At 28.6% G+C, this 16,265-nt stretch carries 18 protein-coding genes; 2 read left to right on the top strand and 16 right to left on the bottom strand.

The genetic code is table 11. The features are described from left to right. Positions 1 to 120: 120 nt before the first annotated feature. The 9 genes from Q0G30_RS07480 to Q0G30_RS07440 form a co-directional block, all read right to left on the bottom strand. Complete coding sequence (locus tag Q0G30_RS07480) at positions 121 to 1,521, bottom strand: FAD-binding oxidoreductase (protein WP_221701265.1); 1,401 nt, start codon at positions 1,519 to 1,521, stop codon at positions 121 to 123. A gap of 49 nt (positions 1,522 to 1,570) precedes the next feature. Then, positions 1,571 to 2,791: an electron transfer flavoprotein subunit alpha gene (locus Q0G30_RS07475; protein ID WP_294388484.1), complete on the bottom strand. Its 1,221-nt coding sequence runs from the start codon at positions 2,789 to 2,791 to the stop codon at positions 1,571 to 1,573. Between the two features lie 13 nt (positions 2,792 to 2,804). Beyond that, positions 2,805 to 3,593, bottom strand: coding sequence for an electron transfer flavoprotein subunit beta/FixA family protein (locus Q0G30_RS07470; protein ID WP_221701256.1), 789 nt, complete (start codon positions 3,591 to 3,593; stop codon positions 2,805 to 2,807). Positions 3,594 to 3,714: 121 nt separating this feature from the next. Continuing rightward, positions 3,715 to 4,416 carry an LrgB family protein gene (locus Q0G30_RS07465; RefSeq protein ID WP_294388482.1) on the bottom strand — a complete coding sequence of 234 codons (702 nt, stop codon included), beginning with the start codon at positions 4,414 to 4,416 and terminating at the stop codon, positions 3,715 to 3,717. A gap of 1 nt (position 4,417) precedes the next feature. After that, positions 4,418 to 4,825 carry a CidA/LrgA family protein gene (locus Q0G30_RS07460; RefSeq protein WP_294388479.1) on the bottom strand — a complete coding sequence of 136 codons (408 nt, stop codon included), beginning with the start codon at positions 4,823 to 4,825 and terminating at the stop codon, positions 4,418 to 4,420. 289 nt (positions 4,826 to 5,114) lie between these two features. Continuing rightward, positions 5,115 to 5,807, bottom strand: coding sequence for a FadR/GntR family transcriptional regulator (locus Q0G30_RS07455; protein WP_294388476.1), 693 nt, complete (start codon positions 5,805 to 5,807; stop codon positions 5,115 to 5,117). Between the two features lie 167 nt (positions 5,808 to 5,974). Beyond that, entirely contained in the window at positions 5,975 to 6,352 is a 378-nt protein-coding gene (locus Q0G30_RS07450) for a NifB/NifX family molybdenum-iron cluster-binding protein (protein ID WP_221701252.1), read from the bottom strand. Between the two features lie 3 nt (positions 6,353 to 6,355). After that, on the bottom strand, positions 6,356 to 6,739 hold the full coding sequence (locus Q0G30_RS07445) for a metalloregulator ArsR/SmtB family transcription factor (protein ID WP_221701251.1): 384 nt from the start codon (positions 6,737 to 6,739) through the stop codon (positions 6,356 to 6,358). 368 nt (positions 6,740 to 7,107) lie between these two features. Further along, positions 7,108 to 7,902: a histidinol-phosphatase HisJ family protein gene (locus Q0G30_RS07440; RefSeq protein WP_294388473.1), complete on the bottom strand. Its 795-nt coding sequence runs from the start codon at positions 7,900 to 7,902 to the stop codon at positions 7,108 to 7,110. A gap of 165 nt (positions 7,903 to 8,067) precedes the next feature. Between Q0G30_RS07440 and Q0G30_RS07435 the strand changes: the two genes are divergently transcribed. After that, on the top strand, positions 8,068 to 8,718 hold the full coding sequence (locus tag Q0G30_RS07435) for a GerMN domain-containing protein (protein WP_294388470.1): 651 nt from the start codon (positions 8,068 to 8,070) through the stop codon (positions 8,716 to 8,718). Between the two features lie 126 nt (positions 8,719 to 8,844). Here the strand turns inward: Q0G30_RS07435 and Q0G30_RS07430 are convergent, their stop codons facing one another. The 4 genes from Q0G30_RS07430 to Q0G30_RS07415 form a co-directional block, all read right to left on the bottom strand. Next, complete coding sequence (locus Q0G30_RS07430; RefSeq protein WP_195467980.1) at positions 8,845 to 9,135, bottom strand: hypothetical protein; 291 nt, start codon at positions 9,133 to 9,135, stop codon at positions 8,845 to 8,847. A gap of 210 nt (positions 9,136 to 9,345) precedes the next feature. Beyond that, positions 9,346 to 9,729 (bottom strand): VOC family protein, encoded by a 384-nt coding sequence (locus Q0G30_RS07425; protein ID WP_195467979.1) that lies wholly within the window; start codon positions 9,727 to 9,729, stop codon positions 9,346 to 9,348. Between the two features lie 18 nt (positions 9,730 to 9,747). Continuing rightward, positions 9,748 to 10,221 (bottom strand): C-GCAxxG-C-C family protein, encoded by a 474-nt coding sequence (locus Q0G30_RS07420; RefSeq protein WP_294388465.1) that lies wholly within the window; start codon positions 10,219 to 10,221, stop codon positions 9,748 to 9,750. Positions 10,222 to 10,769: 548 nt separating this feature from the next. After that, complete coding sequence (locus Q0G30_RS07415) at positions 10,770 to 11,381, bottom strand: hypothetical protein (RefSeq protein ID WP_294388462.1); 612 nt, start codon at positions 11,379 to 11,381, stop codon at positions 10,770 to 10,772. 257 nt (positions 11,382 to 11,638) lie between these two features. Here Q0G30_RS07415 and Q0G30_RS07410 point away from each other — a divergent pair, with 257 nt between their 5' ends. Next, on the top strand, positions 11,639 to 12,706 hold the full coding sequence (locus Q0G30_RS07410) for a PTS sugar transporter subunit IIC (protein ID WP_294388459.1): 1,068 nt from the start codon (positions 11,639 to 11,641) through the stop codon (positions 12,704 to 12,706). A gap of 60 nt (positions 12,707 to 12,766) precedes the next feature. Here the strand turns inward: Q0G30_RS07410 and larC are convergent, their stop codons facing one another. The 3 genes from larC to Q0G30_RS07395 all read right to left on the bottom strand — a co-directional run bounded on the left by larC (position 12,767) and on the right by Q0G30_RS07395 (position 16,053). Continuing rightward, positions 12,767 to 14,116, bottom strand: coding sequence for a nickel pincer cofactor biosynthesis protein LarC (gene larC, locus Q0G30_RS07405; protein WP_294388457.1), 1,350 nt, complete (start codon positions 14,114 to 14,116; stop codon positions 12,767 to 12,769). Next, positions 14,116 to 14,859, bottom strand: coding sequence for a nickel pincer cofactor biosynthesis protein LarB (larB, locus tag Q0G30_RS07400; RefSeq protein ID WP_294388539.1), 744 nt, complete (start codon positions 14,857 to 14,859; stop codon positions 14,116 to 14,118). Before larB ends, larC begins: the two co-directional genes overlap by 1 nt. A 72-nt stretch (positions 14,860 to 14,931) precedes the next feature. Continuing rightward, positions 14,932 to 16,053 (bottom strand): aldo/keto reductase, encoded by a 1,122-nt coding sequence (locus Q0G30_RS07395; protein WP_294388455.1) that lies wholly within the window; start codon positions 16,051 to 16,053, stop codon positions 14,932 to 14,934. Between the last annotated feature and the right edge of the window lie 212 nt (positions 16,054 to 16,265).

Genomic DNA, 16,265 nt, shown 5'->3' with positions numbered 1-16,265 from the left:
TATAATTGTCTTAAAATATAATTTTATATTACTATATTACTATATCTTTCTTAAAAGTGAAAGTATGTTCTTTTTTGTATTGTTTGGCTAATTTCCTTTGAAGCAATTTTATCTATTTTATTACTGACATACTTTACCTGGATTTAAAATATTTTTAGGATCAAAAGCAAGTTTTATTCCCTTCATAATCTCTATAGATTGCTTTGGTAAGGATTCATTTAAATATGATTTTTTAGCAAAGCCTATACCATGTTCTCCTGAAACCTGGCCACTTAGTTCTCTTGATTTCTTATATAAAATTTCCATAACATTATTAAGCTTATTATTCCATTCATCAGAATTTAAATCATCTCTTAATATATAAATATGAAGATTACCATCACCAGCATGACCAAAACTCTTTATTCTTATATCTTGTGATTCTTCAACTTCATGAGTAAACTTAACAAATTCAGCAACCTTATTTCTTGGTACAACAACATCAACCTCATCCATTTCAGTTGTTAATGCTTTTATAGCTTCTAAGAAAGCACCTCTAGCACTCCAAATAGCTTCTTGTCTTTCTTCAGTATCAGAAATAAATACATCTAACGCACCATTTTCTAAACAAATATTAGCAACACCTTCATAAGCCCTTTCTATTTCTTCTTTTGAGTTTCCATCAAAGGTTAATAATAAATATGCATCTGATGATTTATCAGGAAATGGCTTCTTTAAAAACTCCTCTGCAGCTATAATTGCAGCTCTTTGCATAAACTCTATTGCTGTTGGTATAGATTTAGATTTAATTATCTTAGGTACAGTTTCTATTGCATTATCTAAAGTATCAAAAGGAATTAAAAGACTAATTGCCTTTTTAGGTAAGGGTAATAATCTTAATATAGCTTTTGTAACAATTCCTAAAGTTCCCTCAGAACCTACTATTAAATCCTTTAATGCATATCCAGAACTATTTTTAACTACCTTTCCTCCAACATTAATAATTTCTCCATTAGGTAAAACTACTTCAAGACCTCTTACATAATCTCTAGTAACACCATATTTTACAGCTCTCATTCCACCAGCATTAGTACTTATATTCCCTCCTATAGTGGCAGTTTTTTCTCCTGGGTCTGGTGGATAAAACAAATCAAACTCTTCTACATATTTTCCTATTTCCATAAGTAATACCCCTGGTTCAACTGTTAATGTTAAATTTTCTTCATCTAACTCTAAAATATTGTTCATTTTACTTAAATCAATAACAATTCCAGCCTTAATAGGTACAGCGGATCCAACAAGACCTGTTCCTGAACCTCTTGGAGTTACTGGAATATTATTATCGTAAGCATATTTCATTACCTTAGAAACCTCTTCACTACTTAACGCTTGTACTACAACATTAGGCATAACTCTTACAGAGCCTAGCTCATCTCTACTATAATCTTCACTTATATTTTCACCATATAAAACTCTATCTCTATCATTAATTAAACTTAATATATTATTATAATCCTCTACAGAAAATCTCTTATAATCCATCATAAATTCCTCCCCTTTCATCTTTGCCTCAAAGTTAAATAAAACTTGGCTAAATACTATTTACAGCAACTTCTTCTATTGCTCCAGAAACATTACTTTTAATCTTTTCAATTAACATAGGTATAACATCATAAATATCTCCAACTATTCCATAATGAGCAACCTTAAATATTGGAGCTTTCTCATCACAATTTATAGCAAATATATAATCAGAATTATTCATTCCTGCAGTGAATTGAACTGCACCAGATACACCACAAGTAATAATAAGCTTTGGTCTAACAGTTCTACCACTTAAACCAACTTGTCTTTTTGCATCAACCCACCCTGCTTCAATTAAAGGTCTAGTAGTTGCAAGCTCTCCACCTAAAAGTTCTGCTAATTCTTTAATCATTGCTAAATCCTTTTCACTCTTTACACCTCTTCCTGCAACAACTAAAACATCAGCCTCACTTATTTCCTTTTCCTTAGATTTTGGAACTACTTCTAATACATTAATATTAGACTTTAATTTTTCCTTTCCTATAAATAATTTAACTATTTCTCCACTTTCACTTTCACTTCTTTCTGGAGCTGACATAACCTTATATCTAACTGTTGCAAGTTGTGGTCTAGAGTTTGGTGTAACAATTTGAGCCATAATATTTCCACCAAAGGCTGGTCTTATTTGAACTAAATCTGTGTTTTCTTTTATATCTAATATAGTACAATCTGCTGTAAGACCTGTTCTAAATCTAGTTGCAACTCTTGGGGCTAATGACCTACCAACAGTTGTTGCTCCAACTAATAACACTGCTGGTTTTACATTATTTATAAAGTCTTCAATTACTGAAGTATAAGGTTCAATTCTAAAAAATTTCAATTCCTCATCATCATATAAAAACACCTTATCAACACCATAATGTAAAAGTTCATGAACTCTATTTTCAATATTATCCCCCATAGCTATACAATAAACTTTTTGATGTACCTTATCTGCAAGCTCTCTTGCCTTTCCTATAAGCTCAAGTGTTACAGGATGAATTTCTCCATCTACATGATCTACATAAACAGCAATTCCATTCCAGAGACTTTTATCTATTTCTTTCTTTTCATCTTCAATAAATACTACTGCACCTTCTGGACCTTTTCTTACACATAATTTACACATTTTACAGCCACTATTTATATCTAACTTATCGTCTTTAATTTCAAGAGCACCAAAAGGACATATCTTAACTAATTCATCTTTATTACCTACTTTATCTTGATTAATTATTAATCTTCCCATAATAATTACCCCCTTAAATAAATTTTAATTCCTTCAATGTATTCTCAATTTTATTAACTATTTCTTCGCTACTACCTTTCCACATTTCTCTCTTATCATTAACCTTAGGAGGGAAAATTCTTTCAACTTGAGTTGGGGAACCATTTAACCCATAATGCTTTTCATCTTGATCTTTAAAATCACATAAACTCTTAATATCTATATCTCTATCCTTTGTTGCTACTTTTTTCTTATAAGAAGGTAATCTAGGTTCAAAGATTCCTTTTTCTACTGTAATTAAAGCTGGTAATTTAATATCTACTATCTCTAATGTATTTGGCATATCCATTTCAACTACAATAGATTCATCTTTAACTTCTATTATTCTTCTAACATTAGCAACATGAGGTATATTTAAATACTCCGCCATTTCAGGACCAACTTGGGCAGTATCACCATCAGTAGTTTGCTTTCCACAAACTATTAAATCAAATTCTCCCATACTTTTAACACCTTGAGACAAAGTATAAGAGGTTGCTAAAACATCTGCACCTGCAAATTTTCTATCAGATAAAAGTACACCATGATCAACACCCATTGAATAAGCTTCTTTAATAATTTCTTTAGCTTGAGGTGGTCCCATAGTTAAAACATTTATTTTACCACCCTTATTTTCTGAAATTTTAAAAGCTGTTTCTAATGCATATAAATCATATGGATTCATTTTAGAATCAACACCATCTCTTTTTAAAACTCCAGTAACTGGGTCAACCTCAACCTTAGATGTTCCTGGAACTTGTTTAATACAAACTAAAATATTCATAATTTCTCCTCCCTTATATACCTAATTAAGATACCTTGTACAATTTTCAATTTTAAAAGTTATATTTTAAAATTGGTAATACCAATTTTCTTTGCAAATAACTTTATAACTAAATTATTAATTAAAACAATTTACTTACAATACTAAAACATAAAGGTGCAATTACAACTGTAATAAGACCTGCAATTCCTATTGATAATGAACTCATAGCACCTTCTGTTTCTCCTATTTCCAAGGCTTTAGAAGTTCCTACAGCATGAGAAGCAGTTCCTATGCCAATTCCTCTTGCAACTGGATCAGTTATTCTACATATCTTACATACTATTGGTGCAATAATTGCTCCTGTTATTCCCGTAATAACAACAGCTAACACAGTTACTCCCGTTATCCCTCCAAGGCTATTTGAAATTTCAATACCTATAGGTGTAGTTACTGACTTTGGTAATAAAGAAATAATAAGATCATTATTTAAATTAAATATTTTTGCTAATAAAATTATAGATAAAACACTTACAAAACATCCTATTGTTATGCCAATAATAATAGGTATGAAATTCTTCTTAAGTAATGATAATTGTTTATAAAGTGGAACTGCTAATATTACTGTTGCTGGGCCTAAAAACATATTTATAAATTGTCCACCCTTATTATATATTTCAAAATCTACTTTAAATATTTTTAAAAATGCAATTACTAAAATTATTCCTATTAAAAGCGGATTAAATATTGGTAGTTTTGTTTTTTTATAAAGAATTTGTCCAATTTCATATGCAACTAGTGATATAAAAATTCCAAAAAACATATTAGAAGTGAAAATATCCATACTATTCAACCCTTTCTAAAGAAACTGTAGCTTCTTTATTTTTATTCTTCTTAGCTGAAGTAGCTTCCATTCTTTTTGAAACGAACTGAACTGTTAAGCCTGTAAATGACATGACGATAAAAGTAGTTAATACAACTATAAATAGTATTTGAGCAACATAATTACTTATTATTCCAAAGTAATTCATAAGCCCTACACCTGCCGGAATAAATAGAAATGCTAAATTATCTAATATAGATTTTGCTGCATTTTCTATTTTTTCTAATTTAATAATACCTGTAACTAAGAAAAGAAATAGAAATATCATTCCCATAATATTGCCTGGTATAGGTAATGATAAGCCTTTTGAAACAATTTCCCCTAAGAAATAAACCATTAAAACTAAAATCCATTGCTTAAGAATATTCATCTTATCCTCCCATTCATTTTCCTTAAATTGGTATTACCAATTATCTATATTATAAATCTACACTTTTCATTTGTAAATAATTGTTATTTAATTAACGTAAACGTTTTTATGCGTAAAAAAGCTTTTATAAAAAAATGAAAAGTTATTAAGTGAAGAATGAAAAAGTAAGAGTGAAAAGTTAAGGAAATAATTCAGCCTAGCTGAATTAAAAAATATATATCCCCAGAAACTGCCTTAGCAGCTTCACCCTTAACTCTTCACTCTTCACTTTTCACTATTAATTCTTACCTTAAATTTCATAAGCTCTTTTAATTATATCAAAATGATTTTTCATTGAAATTATAGCTCTACTTTCATTTCTTTCTTCAAGTGATAATACTATTTCCTTATGACTATTTAACAAAATTTTTCTGTTATTCTCTTCACAAAGTATAATCTTTCTAGACTCTTTAATAAACTTGTCCATAAGTTGAGATATAGCCTTAAGAACATTGATTATTAAAGGATTATTAGAAGATTTAACAATTATATTATGAAATCTAATATCTAGTAATAAACTTTTATCCTCATCATAAGTTTTATCCATATCATCAATAATTTCTTTTAACAACTTAATATCTTTATAAGAAATTAATCTGCTTGCCATTCTACAGCATTCAATTTCAAGAGTTTCTCTTAATTCATGAATATCACCTGTTGAATACTCTTGCAGCATAAACATTATTGATAATGGCTCAAAAAGTGAATTTCCAAAGCTATTAGTTATATAATTACCAGAACCTCTTTTACTTTCAATTAACCCCATAATTTCAAGAGTTCTAATTGCTTCTCGTATTGATGTTCTCGAAACATCTAACCTTTCTGCCATTTCTCTTTCTGATGGTAATCTATCTCCATTTTTTAATTCACCACTTAATATTTTTTCCTTAATATCATTTATTACTTTTGTATAAACTTTTGTCTCTTTAAATTCCTCACTCATCTTACCCTCATTAATTATATTTTTTATTATATATTTTACTACGTTTCCAATTTAAGTTAAAGGTTTGCAAATAAAAAACTTCTTCACAGGTATACTAAAACATACTACCCTTGAAGAAGTCTTATTATTTACATGTTCTATGAGACAATTTCATTTAGAAAAATTTTTTAATGATTATGGTGTGAACATCCGTCATGATTACATGTATGATTACTATCAAATTCCTTTAATTCACCCTTATTTAAAGAATCAATATTATCACCTATAGATCCTTCAACTGCTTGATAAACCTTAATCCCCATTGAATTTAATTTTACAATAGCACCTTGACCTATTCCTCCAACAACTACTGCATCAACTACTTCACCTGATAAAGCTTTAATAGGCTGACATTTTCCATGTTCATGGCCTAAATCACCATTTCCTATTGATTTAACATCATTAGACTCTAAATCACAAATTACAAACTCTGGTGCACTACCAAAGTGATTATACGGAACACTATTTAACCCTTCGTTTGATTTAACTGGAAAACATACTTTCATTTTTTACTCCTCCTTAAACTTTTTTCTGCAACAACCCTTCATTGTTTTGCAGCCCTGCTTACATCTAGCAGTACTAAAATCACTAATTTTAATATTATATTTTTTACTAATTAAATCTACATCCTTATGAATAAGAATATCTATGAAATTTTTAGATTCCTCTAAAACCTCATTATTTAACTCGTACATAACATAATATCCATTTTTATAAGCTATTATAAGATTAGCTTCTTTAAGAACTTTTATATGCTGTGAAACTGCTGCTTCTGAAATCTCAAGATGCTTTGCAATTCCTTTTGCACATATATTCTTAGTAGATAATAAAATTAATATTTTTAATCTTGTTTCATCTCCAATAGCTTTAAAAACTTTAACTTTCTCCTTCATAAGTACCTCTTAATTTAATTATGAAACAACTCCTCTCTAAACTGTCCGAGTTGTAAATTCATCTTAGCCAAATCGAAGATTTGGAGATTTATTTAAGTAATTACTTAATTAAATTGTATTCCTCTTAAGTAAATTTCTCAAAGTCATTTTAAAGCCAATTAACCTCATAATTAATTAAATAACTCTAAATTCATTATTTAAATCCACCTTTCTTCCAAATTCAGTAAATATATTATTTTTAATATTGTCCCATCACTTTTTCAATTATTCTTTATCTAAAACCATAAAAATTAACTTTAATAAAAAAAGTTCCTTAAGGAATTGTTTAACTCCTTAAGGAACTTCTAAATTTAAAATATTAACTCTTATTAAATTTCTACGGCTATTGGTTTTCTATTTTCAAACTTATAAATTTCTTTAAATCCAATTGATTTTAAAACTTCAATACTTTCTCTAATTCCTGCACCAACATCTTCTGCCTTATGAGCATCAGATCCTACAGTTATTATTCTTCCACCTAAATCATAATACATTTTTAAAATATCTATAGATGGCATAGTTTCATTAACTACTCCTCTTAATGTAGACGTATTAACTTCAATCCCTTTACCAGCCTTGATTATATTATTTAATACTTCCTCTATAGTTTCCTTATACTCATTAAAATCATAATTACCATGAGTATTAAAAGCATATCTCTTCATTAAATCTAAATGAGCTACAACATCAATGTGAGGAGACATACAAACTTTATTTACTTCTTCAAAATATCTACTGTAACTTTCTTCTTTAGAGTGGCAACTCATATATGTTACAAGTCCAATATTATAATCAAAATTATGTACTGACCCTAAAATAAAATCAAAAGGTATATTTTCAAGTATTTCTCTTAATTCCTCTTCATTTTCATGTGGTTCACAAATTTCAATTCCAGCTCTTATTATAAGTTTATCTTTAAAAATCTCTCTGCACTCTTTTATTTCATCACTAAATTTCTTTAAATTAAAAAATCCATAACTTTTTATTCCTTCTTTAACTGAAAAATGTTCAGTAAAACATATTTCATTTATTCCCTTTTCAATTGCAGCTTCACAAACTGATAATACAGTTTCCTTACTATCAAAAGAATTATTTGAGTGAATGTGATAATCAATTAAATACATATTATTCTCCTTATATGATGCAAATTTTAGTATATGGATAGTATAACATAAATTTTAATCTTATCTTAAATAACATATTGAAATAATAATAATAATAATAATAATAACTAATAGCTCCATATTCATATAATAGTAAAAATGAAATTTATTTTTAAGGAGTAATCAATGAAAAAGTATCTCTTAACCCTTTTTGCTTTATTATCATTAACTTTCTTTCTTTTTAGCTGTACAAATGTAAATGATAAAACAACAACTCAAGAAAATAATTCTAATATTACTAATAATAATTCAACAAACTCAGACAAGGAAATAAATACTTCTTCATCCGAAGAATATATTGAAGAGGATATTGATAATAAAACTTCTGAGTGTACTATTGTTAATAAAAACTGTAGGATTTTTTACTATCACTGTTCAGATAATTGTTATTATTATAAAGATACTGTAATTCCAGTAAAGGATAATGCATTAATTTCTGCACTTACAGAAGAACTAAAAAAAGAAGTAAAATCTGGCGTTTCAACCTTACCAGAAAGTCTTTATGTTAAAAGTGCAAAAATAGATAGAGATAATGATTCATTAACTGTAGACTTATCTAAAGATTATTATGATAATATAAAAAATCTTGGTAGTGGTCCTGAATGTGGAATTTTAGATAGTATAATGTATACTTATTGCTATAATTATAATGTTAATAATTTTATTCTCTTAATAGATGGTAAACCTTATAGTGGAAATCATATAATTCTTGAAGATGGAGAAGCTTTTACTTTAAATTATGATAATATTAAAGAGTATCTAAACCCCTTAGAATAATCCTTAATAAAAAAAGCTGGTACATCCCTTTCTGAATAAAATACCTCTAAGCCGTTAGTATTCCATTCATGTACCAGCCTAATAATTATATAATTTTAAAATTAAGTTAAAGCATTTAGCTTTTTTCTATAAAAGTTCAGTTTGTGATTGAATTTTTTTTAGTTTAATATAAAATTCTCTAAATCTATTTATTGAAAAAATCTCAAACCCCTCTAAACCATCTTCAAAAATATAGCATAACTCACTTAAACTGTATTCAACAATTCTATTATCCTCAAATTTAAAATTTATGGTATCTCCACTTTCGTTATAATCTACATTAACTAATTGACTTTCTTCTTCTGTCCTATCCATTACTTCCTTAATTATTTCTACTGCTTCTTCTGATAACTCAATTAACTTATCTTTAGTACTCATAGCCGTCCCCCTAATAAAAATCTAGTTTTATCTCTTTACAAGCTAATTATACAAAACATACAAGAAATAACTTGTCGAATCTTGTTATGATCTTATTGGTAATATAAACCTATATATCCAATGAGATATAAACTTTAACTTTATAGGGTTTAATTTTTATAATAAAAATTAATGAGACTATTAAAACAATTTAAAGTATAATATTGCCTTCTATTTTTCATATAATTCAAGAGGTAATTTATCTGGATCTTCAAAAAAAGTAAATCTTTTTAATGTAAATTCATCTATTCTTATTGGCTCACATTTTACTCCATTACTCTCTAAATAACTAATAGTTTCTTCTATATTATCAACTTCAAAAGAAAGATGTCTAAGTCCCCTTGCCTCAGGATAACTTACTCTTTCAGGAGAATTTTTAAAGGAAAATAACTCTATTTGACTATCTCCAAGCTCCAAATCTAATTTATAAGATTCCCTTTCTTCTCTATATACTTCTCTAATAATCTTAAGTCCTAATATTTCAGTATAAAATTTCTTTGATATTTCATAATTTGAGCAAATTATTGCCACATGATGTATTTTATTTATCCTCATAATTTCTCCTTTTTAAAGTTATTCATCAATATTTTTTAAATTAAATTCTCTAACTACTATTTCTGCTACTTTCCCAGCAACTAATCCTGTAAAATGAATACACTGCTCTTTGTGTTCACCTTGTCCCATATCAAATTCTTTTGTTAATATGCGACAACATAAAGCATTCTTTCCATTAGCTACTTTAAAATAATCATGTAATTCTTTTGCCACTTCTAGATTCTTTTCAACTTTAGGATCATTTTGCACTGTTCTTCCAAAGAATAATCCTAATGCCATTACTCCTCCAGAAACAGCTCCACATAAACATTTTGATCTACCTATTCCTACAGGAAATCCAGATGCCATTGCAATCACAACTTCAGGTATATCTAACTCAAAATTACTTCTAATACTACTCATTACTGCTTCAGAACAAAAAAATCCGCCTCTAAATAAATCTTCAGCATCCTTTTTTACCTTATTAATACTAATTTCTTTTTTCATTTGCATTTTTAATTCCTCCTAAAGTAAATACCTAAATAAAATATTTCTAAAATTATAAATTTAGTTAACACTTCTAATTGGTATTTTACGGAATAATGCTATTTTTTTCAATATAAAAATAAGATGTTAGATAGCTTATCCTATCCAACATCTTATTTTATACCCCTTTTATACCATAATTGTTTTACCCTAAATACCATAAATAACTTATAATTAACCTTACCCATCAGTTTTTATAAGCTTATAATTTAAAATTTCTTAATATCCTAATGTATCTTCATATTCTTTAAGTATAGCTTCTTTTTCAGATGATTTTACTTTATCATTTTTTTCCTTTAATTCCTCATTTATTTCTACAACTTTTGATTCCTCAACCATATTAAATCCTCCCACCCTATATTTGTATACGTTTTCTTATTATGTATTTATTATATCATATTATTTTTATATTACCATATATTTTTAAAAATTTTTTCTATTTATTAGATTTAAAATTAGTAATGTTCATTTACCTCTAGTTTATATGTATTTTTTTAAAACTAGAGGTAATCTCTCTATGGAGTTAAAATTGGCAATGATTCATCTTCTAATATACAGTATCTTATATTATCATTTGTTAAATTATATACATTATTCTCTAGAATAAAACTAAAAGCTATCCTAACCCTTACATTGTTAATTACAAAAGTCTGTCCATTCTCCACATATCCTAACATATTAAAAATATTTAATGCTAAGTTTTGATATTGCTGCCCAATAACAATAGTAATAGCTTCTGGACACTCACATTCCTTTCTACACTCCAAATATTCCTTATGCAATGCCCATATTATATTATTTCTATCTAAAATACTCTTTATTAAAGATATAACTTCAAAAGTTCTACTTCTTTTCTTTTCAGAAATATAATCTCTCATTTGCCCTTCTATACTTCCCATAGAATCATTTACTATATTATTAATAACATTATAAAGATTACTAAAATATCTTTTTCTAAATTCTACAAAACTACTCTTAATTAAAAATTCATAATCACCCTCATTGCTTTTTAATATCTTTTTACAAACCCTATTTTCAGCCTTATAATATTTTTTCCTTATTGCAGAGACTTTTTTCCTACATAAAATCTCTTTCAAATTGCTTATTTCCTGAATATCTGATGACATATAGTTCCTCCAAATATATCACTCTTACTATAATTTTACATAGGAATATTGTTTTTTATTCTAAAAATATTCCTCCGGGGTTAATCCAAATATTGGATTGGCCCCGGAGACTCATACATTTTATGGTAATTTTTTTATTTTTAACTGATTATATAGGCTATTTTAAAATAAATTGACCTTTAAGCCCAAATTATGTTAAACTTAACTTAATATTACATGTGTATATACACTTGTTAATTGAAGGGAGCTTATTAATTATGAAAAATTTAAAACAATATCTAAATCATATATTTATTGATGGATTAAGTGGCATGTCCTTAGGACTATTTTCCACATTAATAATAGGTACTATATTACAGCAAATAGGTACTCTTATAGATGGGAATGTAGGCACTACCATATTTCTTATAGGTAAACTTGCAGCTGCAGCAACTTGTGCTGGAATAGGTGTTGGAGTTGCTTATAAATTTAAAGAAACTCCACTTGTAGTAATTTCTGCAGCAGTATCTGGTATGGTTGGTGGCTTTGCTACTAAGATACTTGCTGGAAGTATTATTTCTGACACTGGAGTTATTACACTTGCTGGTCCTGGTGAACCTTTAGGTGCCTTTATTGCTGCTATAGTAGGAATTGAAATTGGACATCTTATTGCTGGTAAAACCAAAATTGATATTATAATAACTCCACTTATTAGTATCGGAGTTGGTTCCATTGTTGGATTACTATTAAGTCCCCCAATATCACAATTTATGACTTGGCTAGGAACAATAATAATGTTTGCTATGGAACAACAACCTTTTATTATGGGTATTTTAGTTTCAGTAATTATGGGTATTTTATTAACACTTCCTATTAGTTCTGCTGCTATTGGAGTTATATTAAATCTTGATGGAATAACTGCTGGTGCTGCCGTTGTGGGATGTTGTTGCCAAATGGTTGGTTTTGCTGTTGCAAGTTATAGAGAAAATAGATTAGGCGGACTTCTTGCTCAAGGTGTTGGGACATCAATGCTTCAAATACCTAATATAATTAAAAAGCCTGTAATATGGTTACCTGCAATTATATCTAGTGCAATATTAGGTCCTATTTCTTCAACATTCTTAAAGATGACTAATAATGCAACTGGATCTGGTATGGGATCTGCAGGATTTGTAGGACAAATTATGGCTTATCAGACAATGACACAAATAGCTTCATCTAAAATAGTTGTTTTACAAATAATAGTAATGCATTTTGTACTTCCAGCCCTTCTTACATTTATAATTTCAGAATTTATGCGTAAGAAAGAATGGATTAAAGAAGGAGACATGGCTTTAGAATTGTAAAAAAAAGGGTGTTCCTCCGGGGTCAATCCAAATATTGGATTGACCCCGGAGGAACACCCATTATTTTACTTCTCTTTTTATAAGATGATATACTTCTTGATATGACAAACCACTATTTTTACATAGCTCTTTAACACTACTATACTCTGGATAATATCTCTTTCCAGAAGGTAGTTGGCAAACCTTTATTTGTGCTTCACCTAAAGTTGTTTGAACTTTTATTAACTCTCGTTTTAACACACTTCTTTCCATAGACTGTCTTCTGATTCCAATAGTAGTAGTTTCCTTAAATATAATTTCTTCAAGTTTCTCAATATCCTCTCTTTTACAAATTACATTTAGTTGATATGCAGGACGATTTTTCTTCATATAAACAGGAGTATAATAAACGTCTCTTGCTCCAGCTTCAAATAGTCTTTCCATTACAAATCCAAGGGCTTCTCCAGTACAATCATCAATATTACTTTCAAGTTTATATATATAATCACCATCTATTGAATTTTCTTCAATTATCATAGCTCTTAATATACTTGGCCTGTCATAATTCCTTTTTCCAGCGCCAATTCCTATCTTTTTAATAGAAAAGTTTTCTGGCAAATTACTAGAAGTAATTATAGATGCAACAATTGCAGCACCTGTAGGTGTAACAAACTCTCCTTCTGAAGTTGTTAAATGTAAATTCAATCCATTATCAGAAACAATATTTGAAACAGCTGGAACAGGAATTGGAATAACTCCATGCTGACATCTAATAAACCCTCTACCCTCGTATAAAACAGGAACTATCACTTCTGTAATATTAAGATTATCTAAGCAAACTGCAGTTGCCACAATATCTACTATAGAATCAACTGCTCCTATCTCATGAAAATGTACATCCTCAACATCTACACCATGAGCTTTTGCTTCAGCCTTCGCTAATATAGTAAAAATATCTTTAGCAATTCTTTTTGCATTGCTTGTAATATTAGAGTTATTTATAATTGTATTAATTTCTTTAATACTTCTATATTCATGGTTAGAAACATGTCCACATTGTTTATATCCATATCCGTACTGTTTACCTTTATCTATAATCTCTTCATCTAAACTCTCTTTCTCTCCATGTTCATAATGACCATCCTTACATCTATATTTTTCCTCTTTATAAGTATACCCATTAATATATCCATGCAAATATCTAATATCATGATCATGATTTTCATGGTTAAAATCAAGTATTACATTGAAATCACAAGCATCAATTCCACTTTTCAGTACTCTGCTTATTTCAATTTGAAATCCTGTTATATCAAGACTTTTTAAAGCTTCATCTAAAATATTCTTATCAGCTCCTAAATCTAAAAGAGCTGCAACCATCATATCCCCACTTATCCCAGAATAACATTCTAAATATAATTTGTTACTCACTATTTTACCCCCAATCTGTTAATCTGCGTTGCCATATACCCAGCACCATATCCATTATCAATATTAACAACAGCAATTCCATTTGCACATGAATTAATCATAGTTAAAAGAGCTGATAATCCTTTCATATTAGCACCATATCCAACAGATGTGGGAACAGCAATAACAGGCTTATCTACAAGCCCTCCTAAAACACTAGCAAGAGCCCCCTCCATACCAGCAACAGCTACTACACAATTTGCACTTTGAATTACATCTAACCTAGAAAACAATCTATGAATTCCACTAACTCCCACATCATAAATTCTCTCTACATTTGTTCCAAAATACTCAGCAGTTTGAGCTGCCTCTTCTGCCACTGGTATATCTGCTGTTCCTGCTGTACAGACTGCAATTTTTCCTACTCTCTTTTTATCCTTTTTCTCTATTTTCAAAATACGAGAAATAGTATCATATTTTACTTCTGGATATCTTTCTTTAATAAACTTATACTGTTCCTCTGATGCTCTAGTTCCAAAAACTTCTCCATTTTCTTTATACAATCTTTCAAATATATTTAATAAATGTTCATTAGTTTTTCCACTACAAAAAATAACTTCAGCAAAACCTGACCTCAACTTACGATGAGTATCAATCTTTGCATAACCCATTTCTTCAAAAGGCTGTCTTCTAAAATACCCTTCTGCCTCTTCTACAGAAATCTCTCCAGCCTTAACCTTCTCTAATATCTCACGTGCTTCCATAATTCCACCCATACTGCTTCCCTCCATAAAATCTATGCATAAAATCTATGCATAAAATTACCTTTCAAAAAATTACCCTTCAAACATCCTTGCAACATCCTTTAATTTTGAAGTTATCTTTATATGCTGAGGACAACTCTTTTCACACTTCTTACAACTTATACAATCTGATGCCTTACCAAAAAGCTTAGCATAATTATCATAATAAACCTTTTGAGTTGAAAAACCTGTTTTTAAAGATTGATTTTCTGCATTAAACAAAGCAAAATACTTTGGAATAGGAATATTCTTAGGACATCCATCTACACAATACTCACAAGCTGTACAAGGAATTGAAGTTGACCCATTAATAATTTCAACAACTTTATTTACTATATTATACTCTTCAGTAGAATAGGGTTTAAAATCTTGCATATATCCTGTATTATCTAATAATTGCTCCATATTAGACATACCACTCAAAACCATAATTACACCATCTTGGCTAGCCACAAATCTAATTGCCCAAGATGGAATTGACATATTAGGACTATACTCTTTAAATAACTTCTCTGCATCTTCAGGTACTTTTGCTAAAGTTCCTCCCTTAACAGGTTCCATAACAATTATGTCTTTCTTATGCTTTCTTGCTACTTCATAACATTTTCTAGATTGAATGCCCTCATCTTCCCAATCAATATAGTTAATTTGTAATTGAACAAAGTCTACCTCTGGATGATCATTTAATATTTCTTCTAAAACATCAGCTGTTGAATGAAATGAAAAACCTATCTTCTTGACTTTTCCTTCAGCTTTCTTTTGATTTATAAATTCAAAACAACCTAACTTTTTAGCAATAGCATAATGTTCAACTCCAAGATTATGAAGTAAATAATAATCAAAATACTCTACACCACATTTTTCTAACTGTTCATTAAAAATTCTTTCCATATCCTCTTCTTTTTTTAAAAACATTGTTGGCATTTTAGTTGCTACTGTAAAAGTATCTCTTTTATGACGTTTTACTAAAGCTTCTCTAAGTGCAATTTCACTTTTAAAGGAATGATACATATAAGCAGTATCAAAATATGTGAATCCTCTTTCTATAAAAGTGTCAACCATTTTATTTAGCTGTTCCATATCAATACTTTCTTGATTGTTAGCATCCTTTAATGGTAATCTCATAAGTCCAAAACCTAATTTTTTTTGTTCCACTTTATATTCACCTCATTTTTATGATATAAAAGTAAACTAAATAAATATAAACTACAACCTGCCCACTTCATACCTTAGATTTTGTGTTAGTATTTAAATTTCATAAATTTTCCATATACCCCACATATATTATTTTACTACCTAAAGTTAACTACAAGTCAATATATTTTCTAAATATATTATCTATATTTAAAATAATTAAATTTAATATG

This window comes from uncultured Clostridium sp. (assembly GCF_934754925.1).
Lineage (GTDB): Bacteria > Bacillota > Clostridia > Clostridiales > Clostridiaceae > Clostridium.
This window is presented reverse-complemented; position numbering and strand designations above follow the sequence as displayed.

Excerpts from the sequence above, each read along its gene's own strand:
- Q0G30_RS07480 (WP_221701265.1), bottom strand. The coding sequence starts at position 1,521 with ATGGATTATAAGAGATTTTCTGTAGAGGATTATAATAATATATTAAGT.
- Q0G30_RS07475 (WP_294388484.1), bottom strand. The coding sequence starts at position 2,791 with ATGGGAAGATTAATAATTAATCAAGATAAAGTAGGTAATAAAGATGAA.
- Q0G30_RS07470 (WP_221701256.1), bottom strand. The coding sequence starts at position 3,593 with ATGAATATTTTAGTTTGTATTAAACAAGTTCCAGGAACATCTAAGGTT.
- Q0G30_RS07465 (WP_294388482.1), bottom strand. The coding sequence starts at position 4,416 with ATGGATATTTTCACTTCTAATATGTTTTTTGGAATTTTTATATCACTA.
- Q0G30_RS07460 (WP_294388479.1), bottom strand. The coding sequence starts at position 4,825 with ATGAATATTCTTAAGCAATGGATTTTAGTTTTAATGGTTTATTTCTTA.
- Q0G30_RS07455 (WP_294388476.1), bottom strand. The coding sequence starts at position 5,807 with ATGAGTGAGGAATTTAAAGAGACAAAAGTTTATACAAAAGTAATAAAT.
- Q0G30_RS07450 (WP_221701252.1), bottom strand. The coding sequence starts at position 6,352 with ATGAAAGTATGTTTTCCAGTTAAATCAAACGAAGGGTTAAATAGTGTT.
- Q0G30_RS07445 (WP_221701251.1), bottom strand. The coding sequence starts at position 6,739 with ATGAAGGAGAAAGTTAAAGTTTTTAAAGCTATTGGAGATGAAACAAGA.
- Q0G30_RS07440 (WP_294388473.1), bottom strand. The coding sequence starts at position 7,902 with ATGTATTTAATTGATTATCACATTCACTCAAATAATTCTTTTGATAGT.
- Q0G30_RS07435 (WP_294388470.1), top strand. The coding sequence starts at position 8,068 with ATGAAAAAGTATCTCTTAACCCTTTTTGCTTTATTATCATTAACTTTC.
- Q0G30_RS07430 (WP_195467980.1), bottom strand. The coding sequence starts at position 9,135 with ATGAGTACTAAAGATAAGTTAATTGAGTTATCAGAAGAAGCAGTAGAA.
- Q0G30_RS07425 (WP_195467979.1), bottom strand. The coding sequence starts at position 9,729 with ATGAGGATAAATAAAATACATCATGTGGCAATAATTTGCTCAAATTAT.
- Q0G30_RS07420 (WP_294388465.1), bottom strand. The coding sequence starts at position 10,221 with ATGCAAATGAAAAAAGAAATTAGTATTAATAAGGTAAAAAAGGATGCT.
- Q0G30_RS07415 (WP_294388462.1), bottom strand. The coding sequence starts at position 11,381 with ATGTCATCAGATATTCAGGAAATAAGCAATTTGAAAGAGATTTTATGT.
- Q0G30_RS07410 (WP_294388459.1), top strand. The coding sequence starts at position 11,639 with ATGAAAAATTTAAAACAATATCTAAATCATATATTTATTGATGGATTA.
- larB (WP_294388539.1), bottom strand. The coding sequence starts at position 14,859 with ATGGAAGCACGTGAGATATTAGAGAAGGTTAAGGCTGGAGAGATTTCT.